The sequence below is a fragment of the Nocardioides luti genome (genome assembly GCF_014212315.1).
GTDB classification, from domain to species: domain Bacteria; phylum Actinomycetota; class Actinomycetes; order Propionibacteriales; family Nocardioidaceae; genus Nocardioides; species Nocardioides luti.
This window is the reverse complement of sequence record NZ_JACKXE010000001.1, coordinates 1,399,604-1,417,517: the sequence shown is the minus strand read 5'-3', so window position 1 is coordinate 1,417,517 and position 17,914 is coordinate 1,399,604. Positions and strand designations below refer to the sequence as shown.

The window sequence follows — 17,914 nt, the reverse complement described above, 5'->3', positions numbered from 1 at the left end:
GTGGGGCACGGGCGGTGCCAGCGGGGCGGGACGGCGGGGCCGGGTCAGCGGGGCCGGCGCAGCCGGCGGGGGATCCCGGCGTCGAGGAGGGTCGCCGGGGCGAGCCGCACCTTGACGTCGACGAGGCTGCAGCCCGTGGGCGTGACGAGGACCGGGTTGAGGTCCAGCTCGCTGACCTCGGGCACGTCGGTGGCGAGCGCGCCCAGGTCGACGACCAGCTGCTCGAGGGCGGCGACGTCGACGCGGGGACTGCCCCGGAAGCCGTCCAGCAGCGGCCAGCTGCGCAGCGAGCGCAGCGCCCGGCCGGCGTCGGCGCGGGTCAGCGGCGGCAGGAGGAACACGCGGTCGGCCAGGAGGTCGGTGGTCACGCCACCGGCCGCGACCATGACCAGGGGGCCGAAGCCGGGGTCGCGCACGACGCCCAGCGCGAGCTCCACCCCGGCGACGACCGGCTGCACGAGCACCGGGACCCCGTCCTGCCCGAGCTCGAGGCCGAACCCGCGGACCGCCGCCACCACCTCGTCGTACGACGTGAGCCCGACGCGCACCAGGCCGCGCTCGGTCTTGTGCACGATCCCGGGCTCCGCGACCTTGACCACGACCGGGAAGCCGAGGTCCACCGCGGCCCGGCCCGCCCCCTCGCCGCCGCGCGCGCTGCGCCCGGCCGGGGCCAGGCCGTAGGGGCCGAGCAGCTCGATCGCCTCGGCCGGGTCCAGCCAGCCGCCGGCAGGACGGTCGGCGGACCGTTCCGCCACCAGCCGCGCGCCCACGAGGCGGGCCACGGCGGCGCGGTCCTCGTCCGGCGGCTCGGGCTCCTCGCGCGGGACGCGCAACCAGGCGGCGTACCTCGTCACGCGCGCGAGCGCCTGGACGGCGGTGCCGACCGAGCGGTAGCGCGTGATGCCCGGGAGGTCGTCGGGGCGCGGGTTCAACCCGCCCATCGGGACCAGGAGGAGCGGCTTGCCGGGGTGGGCCGCGCGGGCGTCGACCAGCGCGGTGACGAGGGGAGCGGGGTCGCCGACGCTCGTGCGGACGAGCACCACCACCACGGCGTCGACCTCGTCGGAGGTGAGCAGGGCCGCGACGATCGCGCCGAGGTCCGCGGGCGCGGTGCCCGCGCCGGCGTCGACGGGGTTGCTGGTGCCGGTCGTGCCGAGCACGTGGCCGGCCAGCGTGGCGCGCAGGGCGGGCGAGAGCTCGGGGACGACGAGGCCGCACCGGTCCGCCTCGTCCGCCGCGAGCACGCCGAGCCCGCCGGCGTTGCTGACGATCGCGAGGCGGGGGCCGCCCGGCAGCGGCCGGCCGTCGGTGAGCAGCGCGGTCTCGGCGAGCTCCTCGGCGCTGCGGCAGGCGATCACGCCGGCCTGGGTGAAGAGGGCGTCCACGCCGACGCCGGAGGCCGCGGCGGCGGCCGTGTGCGAGGCACCGGCCCGCCGGCCCCCCTGCGAGCGGCCTCCGACGACGGCGAGCAGGGCTTTGCGCTCGGCGAAACGGCGGGCCGTCCGGGCGAACTTCGGGGCGTTGCCGAACGACTCGAGGTACAGCGCGGCCGAGGTCACGCGCGGGTCCTCGAGCCAGGCGGCGAGCAGGTCGTTGCCCGACACGTCCGCCTTGTTGCCGAGCGAGATGAAGGAGCCGACCCCCAGCCCGAGGTCCCGGGCGAGGTCGATGAGCGCGATGCCGACGCCGCCGGACTGGGAGGCGATCGCGAGGCCGCCGGGCGGGGGTACGCCGTGGCTGAAGGTCGCGTTCAGCCGCAGGTCCGGGTCGTTGACCATCACGCCCAGGCAGTTGGGCCCGACCAGGCGCATGCTGTGGCGGCGGGCCAGGTCGAGCATCGCGCGCTGCAGGGCAGCCCCCTCGGCGCCCATCTCCTCGAAGCCCGACGAGATCACCACCGCGGCGGGGACCCCGGCCTCGGCGGCGTCGCGGAGCGTCTCGAGCACGCGCGTGGCCGGCACGGCGACGACCGCCAGGTCGACCGGCCCGGGCAGGTCGACGAACCGGGCGGAGGCCGCCAGCCCGGCGACCTCGGGGGCCGTGGGGTGGACGACGTACAGGTCGCCGGCGTACCCACCGGCGCGGAGGGAGGCCAGCACCGCGGCGCCGATCCCGCTGCCGTCGCGGCGTACGCCGGTGACCGCGACGCTGCGCGGGTGGAGCAGGGGTGCCAGCGAGCGGGTCTCCGCGCGACCCTCGCGGACGTCGGCGGCCGCCACGGCGCGCGCTGAGGCGGCGATGCCCATCTCGACGTGGATGGTGCCCGCGTCCGCCTGGCGGGTGACCTCGAAGCCGGCGTCGAGGAAGACCCCGAGCATGGCGCGGTTCTCGGTGAGCACCTCGGCGACGAACCGCCGGATGCCGCGGTCGCGGCAGGTCGCCGCGAGGTGCTCGAGCAGCAGGCTGCCGAGGCCCTGGCCGTGACGCTCCTCGTCGACGAGGAAGGCGACCTCGGCGGTGTCGGCCGAGACCGGCTCGGCCGTCCCGAGCGCGACGATGCGGTCCCGGACCGTGACCACCAGGGCCGCCACCGTCGGGCGCGCGGCGTCGAAGAGGTGCTCGACGTAGTCCTGCCCGGCCTTGCGGCCGACGGCGAAGAAGCGCATCCGCAGGCTGGCCAGGGAGGCGCCCTCGTGCAGGGCGGCGAGGCCGTCGTGGTCGTCGGGCCGGACGCCGCGCACCACGGCGACGGTGCCGTCGGTGAGGAGGACGTCGGCGTCGAGCGGGTCGGCGTGGCTCCCGGCGTACGTCACAGGGCGCGCCGGATGCGCAGCTCGGCCACGGGGTTCCCGGCGGCGCCGAGGCGTCGCCCGGTCAGCTCGTCCCAGGCCAGGCGCAGGTGCATCCCGCGGGCGCCCGCCGCCCACGGGTGCGGCTGCCAGACGGCGCGGATGTGCTCCAGCTCGGCGGGGTCGGTCACGAACTCGGCGCGGCCGCGCGCCACGACGCTCCAGCCGCGGTGGTACTCGTGGTCGAACTGGTCGATCTCGAAGGCCAGGGTGCTGTCCCGGCCGTAGGTGCCGAGCAGGCTGTACGGCGAGGTCCGCACGATGATCGCGTCGTCGACGACCGAGTAGTTGATCGGGATGACGTGCGGTCCGTCCGGGGTGGACAGCGCGAGGCGCCCCACGACGCCGGAGCGCAGCAGGGTCTCGCACTCCTGCTGGCTCAGGTCGAGTGATTCGTGCACGGCGCACCTCCGGTCGGTCGGGTGGTTCTTGCTGCCCCTCGATCCTCACGGCTCAGCGCGCTGCGCAGCAGGGCCGATGGTCCCGAGGGGGCGGACCGTTGCGCCCTGCCGGACCGCGCGGTGCGCGACGAGAGTCGGGGTGAGGCCGCAGGACCGCGGCCCGGCGCCCGTCCGGGCGCCACCGAGCAGGAGGACCGCCATGACCACACCCCACTCCCACGTGCCGGCCGGCACCATCGTCGTCGGCGTCGACGGGTCCGACGGCTCGCTCCGGGCCCTCACGTGGGCGACCGCGCAGGCGCTGCTGGAGCACCGGGCGCTGACGCTCGTCCACGGGCTCGGGCCGGCGGGCACGGCGTGGGCCGGGCAGGTCGGCCTCGACCACCGGGTGCTGCTCGACGCCCTGCGCCAGGACGGCACCGCGATCCTGGATGCCGCCCGGGAGCACGTGCGCACCAAGGCGCCGGACGTCGAGGTCCACGAGGTCCTGCACATCTCGGACCCGCGCGAGGTGCTCCTCGAGATGTCCCGCGAGGCCGGCATGGTCGTCCTCGGCTCGCGCGGGCGCGGCACCCTGCGCAGCCTGCTGCTGGGCTCGGTCAGCGTCAGCGTGACCAAGCACGCGCACTGCCCCGTGGTCGTGCTGCGCCCGGCCGAGCGCGGCACCGTCCGCAACGGCGTCCTGGTCGGCGTGGACGGCACGGCGCGGTCGCGGGAGGTGCTGGAGTTCGCCTACCGGATCGCCGCGGCGCGCGACCTGCCGCTGACGGTCCTGCACAGCTACTGGTACGGCGCGGTCCTCGTCGAGGGCATCCCGCAGGGGCTGACCTCCGAGTCCGAGCTGGAGGAGCAGCGGCTGCTGCTCGCCGAGACGGTCGCGGGCATGGCCGAGAAGTTCCCGGAGGTCCGGGCCCGGGCCGAGCTCGCCCACGGGCTGGCCGACGACTGCCTGGTGCGGGCATCGGCCCGGATGGACCTGGTCGTGGTCGGGGCGCACGCTGGCGGCGTGCGCACCCAGCTGACCCGCGGCTCGGTCGCGTCCTCGGTCGTCGAGCACGCGCGCACGACCGTGGCGGTCGTGCCGAGCCGGAGCGACGACGACGCCTGAGGGTCTGGGTCAGGCGGGTCAGCCGGGCAGGGCCATGAGGAGCATCGGCTCCTCGTGGTCCGGCATCCAGGGCGGCGTCATCTCACCGACGACCGTCCAGCCGCGGTGCCGGTAGACCTGCACCGCGGTGCCGTGGCTCTGGATCACGTCCAGGACGGGGAGCCGGTCGTGCTCGCGAATCCACGCGACGGCCGTGTCGAGCAGCAGCCCGCCGACCCCGGTGCCCTGCAGCTCGAGGGCCACGAACAGGACCGAGACGATGGCCAGCTCCTCGGTGGGGCGTCCGGTCGTCGCCGCGAACAGCGCGGCCTCCGCGCCCGTCACCCGGCCGACCATCACGTGCCCGACGGGGAGGCCGTCGAGCTCGGCGACCCACGCCACCTGCTCGTTCGGACGCACCAGGAACTGCTCGACCGGGAACGGCAGCGGCCAGCGGAACGGGTAGCGCGACGACGGCTGCTGCCCGGCCAGCGCCTCGGCCAGCGCGGGCAGGTCGGCGTCGGTGCGCGGGCGCAGGACGACGCGGTCGCGGACCCGGGCGGTCGCCACCGGGTCGCTCATCGGAGCGGCACCTGTGCGTCGCCGTCGACGTAGACCCAGCGCCCCGCCCGCCGGGTGAAGCGGCTCCGCTCGCGCAGCTCGCCGGCCCCGCCCGCGGTCCGGTAGTGCGCGACGAAGGCGACCTCGCCCTCCTGGTCGTCCGGGCCGCCCGCGACCGTGTCGAGCACGTCGAGCCCCGTCCAGGTCATCCCCGGGCTGGGCTCGAGGTCGTCCGGTCGCGTGCGCGGGTGCCAGGAGCGGAAGAGGTAGTCCTGCTCGCCGAGCGCGTAGGCGGCATACCGCGCCCGCATCAGCTGCTCGGCCGTCACCGCCGGCACGGCGCCGCGGTGCAGGCGCCCGCAGCAGGCGTCGTACGACGTGGCGGAGCCGCACGGGCAGGGTTGCTGGAGAGGCACGCCTGCACGCTACCGGCGACCCCCGACGTGCGGCTCCGGGCCGGGCCCGGGTGTACAACGAGCCATGACCGAACCCGCGTCCCCGGCCCCGCACCCGGCACCCCACCCGACCCGGACGGCGCACCACCCGGCCGTCGCGCACGAGCTCGCCCTCGCCGGCGACGTCCAGCTGCGGATCGCCGACCTGATCACCCGCTTCGCGGGATCGATGCCGTTCGTCTACGTGCACGTGGCGGCGTTCGCCGTCTGGATGCTGGTGGTCGAGCGCAGCCCCTGGCCGACGCTGACGCTGATCGTGTCGCTCGAGGCGATCTTCCTGTCGACGTTCGTGATGATCGGGCAGAACCGGCAGGCGCGCTTCCAGCGGATCAAGGCCGACCACGACTTCGTCGCCCAGGAGCAGGAGTTGCACGTCAACACCGACCTGACCCGCGTCATCGAGCGGCTGGTGCGCGAGATCCACCAGAGCGTCGCGCCCGGGGCGGGGGACGGCCCGCCGGCTCCCTCGGCCTGACGGGGCGGGCGCAACCTGCCGGAAACCCGCGGGGTTGTCGCGCTGAGTAGCGTGGAAAGCGTGACCTCTGCACCCACGTCCGCACCCACCTCCAGCACCGTCGGCGAGCTCCGGGCCGCCGGCCACACCCTCAGGACGCTCCGCGAGGAGATCCGCGACAACCTGCTCGCGGCCCTGCGCGAGGGGCGTGACCCGTGGCCCGGCCTGCACGGCTTCGAGGGCACGGTGATCCCGCAGCTCGAGCGCGCCCTGATTGCCGGGCACGACATCGTGCTCCTCGGCGAGCGCGGCCAGGGCAAGACCCGGCTGCTGCGGACCATGGTCGGCCTGCTCGACGAGTGGTCGCCGGTCATCGAGGGCTCCGAGCTGGGCGAGCACCCCTTCGAGCCGATCACGCACGCCTCGAAGCGGCGCGCGGCCGAGCTCGGCGACGACCTGCCGGTGACCTGGCGGCACCGCGACGAGCGGTACGCCGAGAAGCTGGCCACCCCCGACACCTCGGTCGCCGACCTGATCGGCGACGTCGACCCGATGAAGGTCGCGGAGGGGCGCTCGCTCGGTGACCCGGAGACGATCCACTTCGGCCTGATCCCGCGCAGCCACCGCGGCATCGTCGCGATCAACGAGCTGCCCGACCTCGCCGAGCGGATCCAGGTCGCGATGCTCAACGTCATGGAGGAGCGCGACATCCAGATCCGTGGCTACGTGCTGCGGCTGCCGCTGGACGTGCTCGTCGTCGCCAGCGCGAACCCCGAGGACTACACCAACCGCGGCCGGATCATCACCCCGCTCAAGGACCGCTTCGGCGCCGAGATCCGCACGCACTACCCGACCGAGCTCGACGACGAGGTGCGCGTGATCCGCCAGGAGGCGGACCTGGTCGCCGAGGTGCCCGACCACCTGGTCGAGATCCTGGCCCGCTTCACCCGCGCCCTGCGCGAGTCCAGCGCCGTCGACCAGCGCTCCGGCGTCTCGGCCCGCTTCGCGATCGCCGGCGCCGAGACCATCGCGGCCGCCGCACTGCACCGCGCGACGGTCCAGGGCGAGGACGAGGCGGTCGCCCGCGTGGTCGACCTCGAGACCGCGGTCGACGTGCTCGGCGGCAAGATCGAGTTCGAGTCCGGCGAGGAGGGTCGCGAGCGCGAGATCCTCGCCCACCTGCTGCGCACGGCCACCGCCGAGGCGGTGCGGCAGCACTTCCGCGGCCTCGACTTCGCGGTGCTCGTGGACCGGATCGAGACCGGCGTGATGGTGACGACCGGCGAGCAAGTCACCGCGCGCGACTTCCTCACCGGCCTGCCCGTGCTGGGCGAGTCCGAGCTGTACGACGACATCTGCGACCGCCTGCACGCCACCAACGACGGCCAGCGCGCCGGGGCCATCGAGCTCGCGCTCGAGGGGCTCTACCTCGCCCGCAAGATCGGCAAGGACAGCGACGGCGCGGAGACGGTGTACGGGTGATCGCGTGAGCCGGACGCAGGAGGGTCGGCGATGAGCAGGACCAGGGCCTCGCGCTTCAAACGCTACGAGGGCGGCGACCCGCTCGCCCCGCCCGTCGACCTGGCCGAGGCGCTCGACGCCATCGGCGAGGACGTGATGGCGGGCTACTCGCCCGAGCGCGCGATGCGGGAGTTCCTGCGCCGCGGCGGCAAGGACCAGAGCGGCCTGGACGACCTGGCCCGCCGGGTCGCCGAGCGGCGGCGCGAGCTCCTGCAGCGGCACAACCTCGACGGCACGCTCCAGGAGGTCAGGGAGCTGCTCGACCACGCGCTGCTCGAGGAGCGCAAGCAGCTGGCGCGCGACGTCACGATGGACGACGGCGACCGGGCGTTCCGCGAGATGCAGCTCGAGAACCTGCCGGCGTCCACCGCCGCCGCGGTGAGCGAGCTGACGTCGTACGACTGGAGCAGCCGGGAGGCGCGCGAGGACTACGAGAAGATCAAGGACCTGCTCGGGCGCGAGATGCTCGACCAGCGCTTCGCCGGCATGAAGGACGCGCTGCAGAACGCCACCGACGAGGACCGCGCGGCGATCAACGAGATGCTGCAGGACCTCAACACGCTGCTCGACCAGCACCGTCGCGGCGAGGGCTCGCAGGAGGACTTCGACGCCTTCATGGACAAGCACGGGGACTTCTTCCCCGAGAACCCGCAGAACATCGACGAGCTGCTCGACTCCCTCGCGCAGCGCGCCGCGGCCGCCCAGCGGATGCGCAACTCGATGACGCAGGAGCAGCGCGACGAGCTCGACGCGCTCGCGGCCCAGGCGTTCGGCTCTCCCGAGCTGATGGAGTCGCTGTCCCAGCTCGACGGCAACCTCCAGGCGCTGCGTCCCGGTGAGGACTGGGGCGGCTCCGAGCGGATGGACGGTGACGAAGGGCTGGGTCTCGGTGACGGGACCGGCGTCTTCCAGGACCTCGCCGACCTCGACGAGCTGTCCGAGCAGCTCTCGCAGTCGTACGGCGGCGCCCGCATGGACGACCTCGACCTCGACAAGCTGGCCCGACAGCTCGGCGACGAGGCCGCGGTCGACGCGCGCACCCTGCAGCAGCTCGAGCAGGCCCTGCGCGACTCCGGCACGATCAAGCGCGGCACCGACGGCCAGCTGCGGCTGACGCCCAAGGCGATGCGCCAGCTCGGCAAGGCGCTGCTGCGCGACGTCGCCGACCGGATGTCCGGGCGCCAGGGCCAGCGCGACCTGCGCCGCGCCGGGGCCGCCGGCGAGCGCTCCGGCGCCACCCGCGAGTGGGCCTTCGGCGACACCGAGCCGTGGGACGTCACCCGCACCATGACCAACGCGATCGTCCGCACCGTCTCCGAGGGCGGCTCGACCGCCGGCGGGCTCCGGCTGACGATCGAGGACGTCGAGGTGCAGGAGACCGAGGCCCGGACCCAGGCCGCGGTCGCGCTGCTCGTCGACACGTCGTTCTCGATGGCGATGGACGGCCGCTGGGTGCCGATGAAGCGCACCGCGCTCGCGCTGCACACGCTGATCAGGTCGCGCTTCCGCGGCGACGACCTCCAGCTGATCGGCTTCGGCCGGCACGCCGAGGTGATGGAGATCGACCAGCTCACCGGGCTCGACGCCATGTGGGACAAGGGCACGAACCTGCACCACGCGCTGCTGCTCGCGAACCGGCACTTCCGCAAGCACCCCAACGCCCAGCCGGTGCTGCTGATCGTCACCGACGGCGAGCCGACGTCGCACCTCGAGCCGGACGGGGAGGTCTACTTCTCCTACCCGCCGCACCCGCTGACGGTGGCCTACGCCGTCCGCGAGCTCGACAACTCGATGCGGCTCGGTGCGCGGACGACGTTCTTCCGCCTCGGCGAGGACCCCGGCCTGGCGCGCTTCATCGACTCCATGGCCAAGCGGGTCGACGGCCTGGTCGTCGCCCCCGAGCTCGACGACCTGGGGGCTGCGGTGATCGGGTCCTACCTGGGCTCGCGCCGCAACGACGCGGGTCGCTTCGGCGGCTACGGAGGCTTCGGCGAGATGTTCGGCGGCCGCGGCTTCTGGGTCGGCGACGACTGACGCCTCGCCGCGGGGCGGGTCACCGGATCCGCTCCCAGTTCGCGCACGGATGGGTGGAGGTGCGGCGTACGGCCGAGCAGTCCGGCGCCACCGCCGGCTGCTCGAGCTCGTCGGTGTCGAGGTCGCGCACGAGCTGGTGGCGCGCCAGGGTCAGCTCGCTCACGAAGATCCCGCAGTCGCACGCGGCGCCGCGACGGCTCAGCCGCCGCTGCATGCCTGCGGCGTCGGGCGAGCGCAGCTCGCGGAACCGTGAGGCCCAGCGCCAGGTGTGGTCGCAGCCCTCGGTGCGGAGCATCCGCGCGACGTAGCAGGGCAGGCACTCGCCCGAGATCGGCTGGGTGAGCCCGTCGCGGCTGAGGTCGTCCACGGACCGTGTCTACCCGGGCGCGCCGACAGTCGCGCGGGGCCGCTCTCGGTCGCCGCTGGGGGTGGCAGGCAGGATGGCCGGGTGGACCTCACCGTGCTGCTCGTCAACGTCCTCGGCTGGGTCGGGATGGCCCTGCTCATCGGCGCCTACGCCCTGGTCACCGCCGGCCGCGTGCACGCCAGCGGCCTGCCCTTCCAGCTGATGAACCTCTTCGGCGGCGGCTTCCTGATGGTCAACTCGGCGTACTACGGCGCCTGGCCCTCCGCCGTCCTCAACCTCGTCTGGGTCGGCATCGGCTCGGTCGGCCTGCTCCGCGCGCGCGGCCGGTCCGGGGTGAGCGGTGGGCCGGCCACCGTTCCCGGCGAGGAGACGGTGGCCGACGCACCGCTGGGTCGCGGTGCCGCCGGGGAGCAGTGAGCCGTCAACCGTTCCGGCCATCGAGGTGGTTGACCACGCACCGCCGCGCCGGGCTGCCGCGTCCCGCAACATCTGCAGATGCGCCGACTCGGCACCCTGGCGTCTGCAGATGCGCCGACTCGGCACCCTTGGCGTCTGCAGATGCGCCGACTCGGCGTCAGACCCCGTGCAGGATCCGGGCCAGCTCCTCGACACCGTCGACGAGGCGGGTGCCGGGGCGGGCCCAGGCGGCGTTGGCGTCGACCGCGTGGACGGGTACGCCGGGGGGCAGGACGCCCGAGGCGACCAGGTCGTCCGCGAGCGACTGCGCGCCGGCCAGGTCGAAGCCGCACGGCGCGGCGATGACCACGTCGGGACGAGCGGCCCGCACGGCTTCCCAGGTCGTCCTCAGCGAGGGCGCCCCCGGCGTGCCGAGCAGCGGCTCACCGCCCGCGGCCTCGATCATCTCCGGCACCCAGTGGCCCGGTGCGAACGGCGGGTCGGTCCATTCCAGCAGCATCACCCGCGGGCGCAAGCGGCCGGCAACGGCCCGCCGCACCGCCGCGAGCCGGTCCCGCAGTGAGACCACCAGCGACGAGGCGGCCTCGGCGCGCCCGGTCGCCCGGCCCAGCTCCTCGATCGAGGCGAAGACCTCGTCCAGCGTGTGCGGGTCGATCGTCAGCACGTCCGCCGTGCAGCCCAGGTGTGCCAGCGCGTCGTCGACCACCGAGACGTCGACCGCGCACACCGCGCACAGGTCCTGTGTCACGACGAGGGAGGCGTCGAGAGAGGAGAGCGCGTCCGCGGACAGGTGGTAGAGGTCCTCGCCCCGCTCCATCGCGCCCACCACGAAGGCGTCGATCTCCGCCGACGACAGCCCCTCGGGCATCGCGGACGTCGACACGATCGTCCGGGTCCGGGCCTCGGCGGGGTGGTCGCACTCGAAGGTCACGCCCACGACGTCGGGCCCCGCCCCGATCGCGAAGAGGATCTCGGTGGTGGACGGGAGCAGGGAGACGATGCGCACGGCCCGACCCTACGAGCCCGGCCCGCGCCGCTTAGGGTCGCCGCATGGCCGACCCGTCCACCACCGTGCTGGCCCTGCTGGCGCTGGCGGGTCTCGCCGCCGGGTTCGTCGACGCGGTCGTGGGCGGCGGCGGGCTGATCCAGCTGCCGGCGCTGCTGCTCGGGCTGCCGAACGCCGCCCCCGTCCAGATCCTCGCCACCAACAAGCTGGGCAGCATCTGCGGCACGTCGATCAGCTCCGTCACCTACTACCGCCGCGTCCGCCCCGACCCCCGCACGTTCCTCCCGCTGATGCTGCTCGCCTTCGCGGGCTCGGCGGCCGGGGCGGTGGTCGCCTCCCACCTGCCGCGCGAGGCCTTCGACCCGATCGTGCTCGTGGTGCTGGTCGTCGTCGGGGCGTACGTCCTCCTCAAGCCGTCCCTCGGCGGCGCCACCGCGCTCCGCTTCGCCGGTCACCACCACACGCTCGCGGCGATGGGCACCGGCCTGGTCATCGGCTTCTACGACGGGGCGCTCGGGCCCGGCACCGGCAGCTTCTTCGTCTTCACGCTGGTCGGCCTGCTCGGCTACAACTTCCTCGAGGCCTCCGCCAAGGCGCGCCTGGCCAACTGGGCCACGAACTTCGCCGCCCTCTGCGTCTTCGTCCCCCACGGCGCGGTGCTGTGGAAGGTCGGCCTCGTCATGGGCGTGGCGAACCTCGTGGGCGGCTACGTCGGCGCGCGCACGGCGGTCGCCCGCGGCTCGGCCTTCGTCCGCGTCTTCTTCATCCTGGTCGTCTCCGCGTTCATCGTGCGGATCGGCGGCGAGGTCCTGGGCCTCTGGGGATGAGCGCCCACTACCTGGTCCCGCGCCGAGACGCCGCCGTCGAGACGGAGGTACGCCGCTCCCGCTTCCTCTGCACCCTGGCCCGCGTCGCCGACGAGCAGGCGGCCCGGGCCGTCGTCGAGGGGTTGCGGCGGCAGCACCCGGACGCCGGGCACCACTGCTCGGCGTACGTCCTCGGCCCGCCCGGACCGGCCCGCGTCGAGCGCGCCGCCGACGACGGCGAGCCCGCCGGCACCGCGGGCGCGCCCATGCTCGAGGTGCTCCGCGGCGCCGAGGTCGGCGACGTCGTCGCGGTCGTGACGCGCTGGTTCGGCGGCACCCTGCTCGGCGCCGGCGGGCTCGTGCGGGCGTACGGCGACGCCGTCCGCGCCGCGCTCGCCTCGGCCGGGACCCGCCGCCGCGAGCTGCTCAGCGAGCTCACCCTCGAGGTCGGCCACGGCGACGCCGGTCGGGTCGAGAGCGAGCTGCGCACCCGCGGGATCGCGGTGCTCGACACGGCGTACGCCGTTCGCGTGGTGCTCCGGCTCGGCGTCGCGCCCCACGACGTGCCCCGCCTCCACGCCCTGCTCGCGGAGCTCACCGGCGGCACCGCGGTGGCCGAGCCCGCGGGCGAGCGCTGGGTCGACCGCTGAGGACGCCGACGATGTCGCCGCCCACCACTAGCCTTCGAGCATGACCGCCACGGCGCCGACCTGGATCAGCGCGTTCCTCGACCTCGCCCACCCCGACTACGAGCGGGGCGTGGTCTTCTGGGGGCTGGTCACCGGCTACCGCGTCTCCTCCCCGCGCGGGGAGCAGCAGGAGTTCGCGACGCTCGTGCCGCGCGACGGCGACGACTTCCTGCGGGTCCAGCGGCTCGGCGACGGCCGGTCCCGCATCCACCTCGACCTGCACGTGCCGGACCCCGCCGCGGCCGCCGCCGCGGCCCAGGAGCTGGGGGCGACGGTCACGACCGAGAGCGAGCACGGCTACGTCGTCCTGGCCTCTCCCGGTGGCCTGGTCTTCTGCTTCGTGGGCCACCACGGGGCGGTCCGGCCCCGGCCGCAGTCGTGGCGCGGCGGCCACCGCAGCCTGGTCGACCAGGTCTGCCTCGACATCCCGCGCGACATCCACGACGCCGAGACCGCGTTCTGGCAAGCGCTGCTCGGCTGGGAGCCCGCCGCCTCGTCGGTCTCGGCCGACTTCAGCGTCCTGCAGCGCCCCGAGGGCCAGCCGTTCCGCTTCCTCCTGCAGCGGCTCGGCGAGGGCCAGGGCCGGGTCCGCGCCCACCTCGACCTCGCGACGGACGACCGGACGGCCGAGGTCGCCCGCCACGTGGCGCTCGGGGCCCGGGTCCGTCGCGAGCACCCGCGCTGGACGGTGCTGGCCGACGCCACCGGCTCGGCGTACTGCATCACCGACCGCGACCCCGAAACCGGGTCGCTTCCTGTCGGTCCCGGCCACTAGCGTCGCCGCCATGACCGACGCGCCGGACCCCCAGCCCGACCTCCCGCCCGACCTCCGCAGCGACCCACCGCTCGACGCGGACGAGCGGGCCACGCTGCTCGGCTTCCTCGACTACCACCGCCAGACACTCCGGCAGAAGACCGCCGGCCTCGACGCCGCCCAGCTCGCCGCGACGCACGCGCCGTCCGAGATCACCCTCGGTGGGATGCTCAAGCACCTGGCCTTCGTCGAGCACTGGTGGTTCCGCTGCGTCTTCCTGGGCGAGGAGTACGCCGAGCCCTGGGCCTCGGTCGACTGGCGGGCCGACGCCGACTGGGACTGGCACAGCGCCGTCGACGACACGCCCGAGCAGCTGCGCGCGATCCTCGACGAGGCCGTCGCCGACTCCGACACGATCGTGGCGGGCGCGACCGACCTCGGCGCCCTGTCGCAGCGCGCCGGGCGCGCCGGCGACCGGTTCTCGCTGCGGTGGATCCTGGTGCACATGGTCGAGGAGTACGCCCGTCACAACGGCCACGCCGACCTGCTCCGCGAGGCGCTCGACGGGACGACCGGCGAGTGAGCGATCCCTCGATCCGGCCGGCCACCGACGCCGACTGGCCCCGGATCTGGCCGTTCTTCGACGCCACGGTGCGGGCGGGGGAGACCTACGCGTTCCCCGAGGACCTGACCGAGGAGACCGGACGCGGCTGGTGGATGGAGCGGCCTCCCGGGGCGACCGTCGTGCTCGAGGAGGACGGCGTGCTGCTGGGCAGCGCCAAGATGGGGCCGAACCGTCCCGGTCGCGGCAGCCACGTCGGCACGGCTTCCTTCATGGTCGCGCCGGAGGCGCGGGGGCGCGGGGTGGGACGGCGCCTCGGCGAGCACGTCGTGCAGTGGCACCGCGACGCCGGCTTCGCGGCGATCCAGTTCAACGCCGTCGTGGAGACCAACACCGTCGCCGTGGCGCTGTGGCAGTCGCTCGGCTTCACGATCGTCGGGACGGTGCCGGGGGCGTTCCGCTCAGCGGCGCACGGGCCCGTCGGCCTGCACGTGATGCACCTGCCGCTCGCCTGACGCGACCGTCGTCGCCGCGGCGTCCTCCGCCACCGCCGCCCGCACCAGAGCCAGCGCGTCCTCGACGCTGCCGGTGACGTCGCGGATCGGGAAGAGCGTGCCCCGCACGACCCGCTGCCGGTCGACGACCAGCGTCAGCCGCTTGAGCCGGGGCACCCCCTGCAGCCGGAAGGTCGGCAGCCGCAGCGCGGTCGCGAGGCCCAGGTCGACGTCGGAGACGAGGGGGAACTGGATGCCGTTGCGCGCGGCGAAGGCCGCCTGGTCCGCGGCCTCCTGGGTGCTCACGCCCACCACCCGGGCGCCGAGCGCGGCGAACTCCGCGAGCCGGTCGCGGTAGGTGCAGGACTCCAGCGTGCAGCCGGCCCCGCCCGGCACGTCGTCGATGCCGGTCAGCGCCGAGCCGGGGTAGCAGTAGAGGACGGTGTACGCCGCCGCGTCGGCGGCCTCGGCCCCGGCCGACGGGTCGGGCGCCAGCGGGTCGGGCGCCAGCGGGTCGGGCGCCACCGGCGGCACCGCGGTGCCGACGAGGGCCGCGACGCGGTGCGCCTCGGCGCTGGTCGCGCCGGCGGTGGCGCTCGTCGTGCCGTCGCCGAGCAGCCAGGTGTCGCCCCAGTCCTGGAGCGCGGCGAGCACCGGCAGGGTGGCCCGCCCGCGCGCGGTGAGGAGGTACTCGTACCGGTCCGGGCGCTCCTGGTAGCGGACCCGCTCCAGCACGTCCGACCCGACCAGGGCCTGCAGCCGCAGGGTCAGCACCTTGCGGGAGATGCCGGTCCCGGCGAGCAGCTGCTCGAAGCGGGTCCGGCCGCGGGCCACGTCGCGCAGCACCAGCACCGACCAGGCGTCGCCCAGCACGCCGACGGCGTGCGCGACGCCGCAGTCGTCGTCGAGGGTGCGCGGGACCATGTCCGTAGCCTACAGTGCGTTTCGATAAGAGACTGACTCTGCGACGAGGTGCGGCCGGGGTCCGGAGGAGCAGGAGTGTGACCGTGTGGGACGTCCCCCGACTGGTGTGGGTGCTGGCTGCGGGCCGGCTGGTGAGCTCGGTGACCTCGTTCCTGATGCTGTTCCTGACCCTCTACCTCACCGGCCCACGCGGGCTCGCGGTCGCCACGGCCGGGCTGGTCGCGGGCGGCTACGGCGTCGGGATGCTCCTGGGCAACTTCACGGGCGGGCGCTGGGGTGACCGCTTCGGTCACCGCCGCACCCTGCTGCTGTGCTCCACGGCCTCGGGTCTCGGGGTGGCCGCCGTGCCGTGGCTCCCGCTGCCGCTGCTCGCGGTGGTCCTGCCGGTCGCGGCCTACCTCGGCACCACCGCCGCGGTCTCGACCGGGGCGCTCTCGGCACTCGCGGTCGCGCGCGGCGACCGGCGTACGTCCGTGGCCATCGGCCGGGCCGCGTCCAACGCCGGCTTCGTGATCGGCCCGCCGGTGGGCGCGCTGATCGTGGCGCACAGCTACGACGCGCTGTTCGTGGTCGACGGGCTGATGACGCTGGCGGTCCGGTTCGCGGTCGCGCCGCTGCTGCCGCGCGACGAGCCGCACGTGACGCGGGACCCGGACGCTCCGAGCCTGTGGCGGGCGCTGCGGGCCGACCGGGCGTTGGTGCGGCTGCTGCCGGCGGTGGTGCTGGTCGACCTCGTCTACCGCCAGCTCTACACGACCGTGCCGCTGCACCTGCGCGACCAGGGCAGCCCGGTAGGACTCTACACCGCGATCATCGCGATCGGCTCGGGGCTGATCCTGCTGCTGGAGATCCCCGTGGCGCGCCGGCTGCGCGCGGTGTCGTCGTACCCCGTCATCGCGACCGGCTACGCCCTGGTCGGGCTGGGCTTCGTGCTGTTCGGCCTGCCGGTGTCGCCGCTGACGGTGGTGGTCGCGATGGTGGTGCTGACCGCCGGCGAGATCCTCTACAAGACGACCGCGACCGCGCACGTGCTGGACGCGGCGCCGGACCACCTCGTGGGGCAGTACCAAGGCCTCTACATGGGCGCCGCCACCAGCGGCACGATGCTGGCGGCGCCGGTCGGCACGGCGGTCTACGCGCTCGCGCCGGCGCTGCTCTGGCCGCTGTGCCTGGGGGCCTGCGCCGTCGCCGCGGCCGTCGTGCTCAGCTCGGGTCGGCGCCCGGCTCCGCGAAGCCCGGCAGCGACTCCGTCAGGATCTGGCGGAACGGCACCTCCGCCTCGAGCTGGCTGAGGATCCCGATCGCGCCGAGCCAGGTGCGGTGGATGAGGAGGTACGACGGGGGCAGGTTGATCTTGAGCGCCACGGTGTACGCCGGGTCGCGCGGGTTGTTGACGCGCTGGAACTGCCCCTGCATCCAGGCCCGCGTGAAGCGGAACCGCTCGACCTGGGTCGGCTCCACGAACGGCGAGAGGTAGTCGAGCAGCAGCCGCGCGTCGATCTTCACGCGGTCCTTCACGAAGCCCTCGCGGCGCAGCCCCTCGAGCAGCTGCTCGTCGTCCTCGATCGCGGCGATCCGGATCAGCGACCCCATCGCCAGCGGCAGCTCGCCCTCGGGGAGCCGGGCCACGGCACCGAAGTCCAGCACGCCCATCCGGTCGGGGGAGCCGTCCGCGGCCGGGATGATCCGGAAGTTCCCGGGGTGCGGGTCGGCGTGCAGCATGCCGGTGCGCATCGGGCCGTTGACGAGGAAGCGGACGAACAGCTCGCCGTAGTGGTCGCGCTCCTCCTGGGTGCCCTCGGCGATGATCTTCGCGAGCGAGGAGGTCGAGTCCATCCACTCGGTGACGAGGGTGGTGTCGCCGGCCGCGACCACGTCGGGCACGGCGAAGTCGGGGTCGTCGCGGAAGGCCGCGGCGAAGGCGCGCTGGGCGTCGGCCTCGAGGCGGTAGTCCAGCTCCTCCTCGGTGCGGGCCTGCATCTCGGCGATGAGCGGCTTGATGTCGATGCCGGGCACGAGCGGGCCGATCGTGCGGGCCAGCCGGGACAGCTGCTTGAGGTCGGAGCGCAGCGCCTCCCCGGCGCCGGGGTACTGCACCTTCACGGCCACCTCGCGGCCGTCGTGCCAGCGGCCCTGGTGCACCTGGCCGATGGAGGCCGCCGCGGTGGGGCCGCCGTCGAGCCAGACCAGCTGGTCCTTCCAGTCCGGGCCGAGGTCGCGGGCCAGGGCCTCGCGCACCTGCTGGGTCGGCATCGGGGGCGCCGAGTCCTGGAGCTTGGTCAGCTCCTCGCGGTACGGCCCGGCCATCTCCTCGGGCAGCGCGGCCTCGAGGACGCTCAGCGCCTGGCCGAACTTCATCGCCCCGCCCTTGAGCTCGCCCAGGGTGCGGAAGAGCTGCTCCGCGGTCCGCTGCTGGATCTCGGACATGACCAGGTCGGCGTTGCGGCCCCCGAGCCGCTTGCCGAAGCCGAGCGCGCTGCGGCCGGCGTACCCGAGCGGCAGGGCCGCCAGACGGGCCGTGCGCGCCGCGGCCTTGCGTGGCAGCTCGGTCATGGCCCCAGTCTCGCAGGCGCGCCAAGCCGATTCCGGATCC

At 74.6% G+C, this 17,914-nt stretch carries 19 protein-coding genes; 11 read left to right on the top strand and 8 right to left on the bottom strand.

Annotated features, from left to right (window positions below; all coding sequences use genetic code 11):
- Positions 1 to 44: 44 nt before the first annotated feature.
- Both H5V45_RS06835 and H5V45_RS06830 read right to left on the bottom strand, forming a co-directional pair.
- Positions 45 to 2,753: a GNAT family N-acetyltransferase gene (locus H5V45_RS06835; protein WP_185252242.1), complete on the bottom strand. Its 2,709-nt coding sequence runs from the start codon at positions 2,751 to 2,753 to the stop codon at positions 45 to 47.
- The gene (locus H5V45_RS06830) at positions 2,750 to 3,190 is read right to left on the bottom strand and encodes a pyridoxamine 5'-phosphate oxidase family protein (RefSeq protein WP_185252241.1); all 441 of its coding nucleotides are present in this window, start codon (positions 3,188 to 3,190) and stop codon (positions 2,750 to 2,752) included. Before H5V45_RS06830 ends, H5V45_RS06835 begins: the two co-directional genes overlap by 4 nt.
- A 199-nt stretch (positions 3,191 to 3,389) precedes the next feature.
- Between H5V45_RS06830 and H5V45_RS06825 the strand changes: the two genes are divergently transcribed.
- Positions 3,390 to 4,298, top strand: coding sequence for a universal stress protein (locus H5V45_RS06825; RefSeq protein WP_185252240.1), 909 nt, complete (start codon positions 3,390 to 3,392; stop codon positions 4,296 to 4,298).
- An 18-nt stretch (positions 4,299 to 4,316) separates the two neighbouring features.
- On the opposite strand, the gene H5V45_RS06820 is transcribed toward H5V45_RS06825, so the two are convergent.
- Together H5V45_RS06820 and H5V45_RS06815 are read right to left on the bottom strand one after the other, a co-directional pair.
- A complete protein-coding gene (locus H5V45_RS06820) occupies positions 4,317 to 4,859 on the bottom strand; it encodes a GNAT family N-acetyltransferase (protein WP_185252239.1) in 543 nt (180 codons plus the stop codon).
- The gene (locus H5V45_RS06815; protein WP_185252238.1) at positions 4,856 to 5,254 is read right to left on the bottom strand and encodes a YchJ family metal-binding protein; all 399 of its coding nucleotides are present in this window, start codon (positions 5,252 to 5,254) and stop codon (positions 4,856 to 4,858) included. Before H5V45_RS06815 ends, H5V45_RS06820 begins: the two co-directional genes overlap by 4 nt.
- A gap of 64 nt (positions 5,255 to 5,318) precedes the next feature.
- Between H5V45_RS06815 and H5V45_RS06810 the strand changes: the two genes are divergently transcribed.
- The 3 genes from H5V45_RS06810 to H5V45_RS06800 are packed head-to-tail and all read left to right on the top strand — an operon-like array spanning position 5,319 to position 9,302.
- Entirely contained in the window at positions 5,319 to 5,768 is a 450-nt protein-coding gene (locus H5V45_RS06810; protein ID WP_185252237.1) for a DUF1003 domain-containing protein, read from the top strand.
- 60 nt (positions 5,769 to 5,828) lie between these two features.
- Entirely contained in the window at positions 5,829 to 7,229 is a 1,401-nt protein-coding gene (locus H5V45_RS06805; protein WP_185252236.1) for a MoxR family ATPase, read from the top strand.
- 30 nt (positions 7,230 to 7,259) lie between these two features.
- A complete protein-coding gene (locus tag H5V45_RS06800; RefSeq protein ID WP_185252235.1) occupies positions 7,260 to 9,302 on the top strand; it encodes a vWA domain-containing protein in 2,043 nt (680 codons plus the stop codon).
- 19 nt (positions 9,303 to 9,321) lie between these two features.
- Here H5V45_RS06800 and H5V45_RS06795 read toward each other — a convergent pair whose 3' ends face one another.
- Entirely contained in the window at positions 9,322 to 9,669 is a 348-nt protein-coding gene (locus tag H5V45_RS06795) for a DUF2695 domain-containing protein (protein ID WP_343061453.1), read from the bottom strand.
- Positions 9,670 to 9,750: 81 nt separating this feature from the next.
- Here H5V45_RS06795 and H5V45_RS06790 point away from each other — a divergent pair, with 81 nt between their 5' ends.
- On the top strand, positions 9,751 to 10,086 hold the full coding sequence (locus H5V45_RS06790) for a CBU_0592 family membrane protein (protein ID WP_185252234.1): 336 nt from the start codon (positions 9,751 to 9,753) through the stop codon (positions 10,084 to 10,086).
- A 157-nt stretch (positions 10,087 to 10,243) separates the two neighbouring features.
- Here the strand turns inward: H5V45_RS06790 and H5V45_RS06785 are convergent, their stop codons facing one another.
- Entirely contained in the window at positions 10,244 to 11,092 is an 849-nt protein-coding gene (locus H5V45_RS06785) for an ABC transporter substrate-binding protein (protein ID WP_185252233.1), read from the bottom strand.
- 44 nt (positions 11,093 to 11,136) lie between these two features.
- Here H5V45_RS06785 and H5V45_RS06780 point away from each other — a divergent pair, with 44 nt between their 5' ends.
- Genes H5V45_RS06780 through H5V45_RS21800 form a run of 5 tightly spaced genes read left to right on the top strand, consistent with a single transcriptional unit; the run spans position 11,137 to position 14,418 of the window.
- On the top strand, positions 11,137 to 11,919 hold the full coding sequence (locus H5V45_RS06780) for a sulfite exporter TauE/SafE family protein (RefSeq protein WP_185252232.1): 783 nt from the start codon (positions 11,137 to 11,139) through the stop codon (positions 11,917 to 11,919).
- Positions 11,916 to 12,548, top strand: coding sequence for a YigZ family protein (locus H5V45_RS06775; RefSeq protein WP_185252231.1), 633 nt, complete (start codon positions 11,916 to 11,918; stop codon positions 12,546 to 12,548). Before H5V45_RS06780 ends, H5V45_RS06775 begins: the two co-directional genes overlap by 4 nt.
- Before the next feature lie 40 nt (positions 12,549 to 12,588).
- Complete coding sequence (locus H5V45_RS06770; RefSeq protein WP_185252230.1) at positions 12,589 to 13,362, top strand: VOC family protein; 774 nt, start codon at positions 12,589 to 12,591, stop codon at positions 13,360 to 13,362.
- A 10-nt stretch (positions 13,363 to 13,372) separates the two neighbouring features.
- A complete protein-coding gene (locus H5V45_RS21805; protein ID WP_185252229.1) occupies positions 13,373 to 13,924 on the top strand; it encodes a DinB family protein in 552 nt (183 codons plus the stop codon).
- On the top strand, positions 13,921 to 14,418 hold the full coding sequence (locus H5V45_RS21800; RefSeq protein ID WP_343061452.1) for a GNAT family N-acetyltransferase: 498 nt from the start codon (positions 13,921 to 13,923) through the stop codon (positions 14,416 to 14,418). The genes H5V45_RS21805 and H5V45_RS21800 overlap by 4 nt, the downstream gene beginning before the upstream one ends.
- Here the strand turns inward: H5V45_RS21800 and H5V45_RS06755 are convergent.
- Positions 14,365 to 15,321, bottom strand: coding sequence for a winged helix-turn-helix transcriptional regulator (locus H5V45_RS06755; protein WP_185252228.1), 957 nt, complete (start codon positions 15,319 to 15,321; stop codon positions 14,365 to 14,367). The two genes, H5V45_RS21800 and H5V45_RS06755, sit on opposite strands and share 54 nt — an antisense overlap.
- Positions 15,322 to 15,398: 77 nt before the next feature.
- Here H5V45_RS06755 and H5V45_RS06750 point away from each other — a divergent pair, with 77 nt between their 5' ends.
- Complete coding sequence (locus tag H5V45_RS06750; protein ID WP_221633938.1) at positions 15,399 to 16,613, top strand: MFS transporter; 1,215 nt, start codon at positions 15,399 to 15,401, stop codon at positions 16,611 to 16,613.
- On the opposite strand, the gene H5V45_RS06745 is transcribed toward H5V45_RS06750, so the two are convergent.
- A complete protein-coding gene (locus H5V45_RS06745; protein ID WP_185252227.1) occupies positions 16,525 to 17,874 on the bottom strand; it encodes an ABC1 kinase family protein in 1,350 nt (449 codons plus the stop codon). The genes H5V45_RS06750 and H5V45_RS06745 overlap by 89 nt on opposite strands.
- Positions 17,875 to 17,914: the final 40 nt, after the last annotated feature.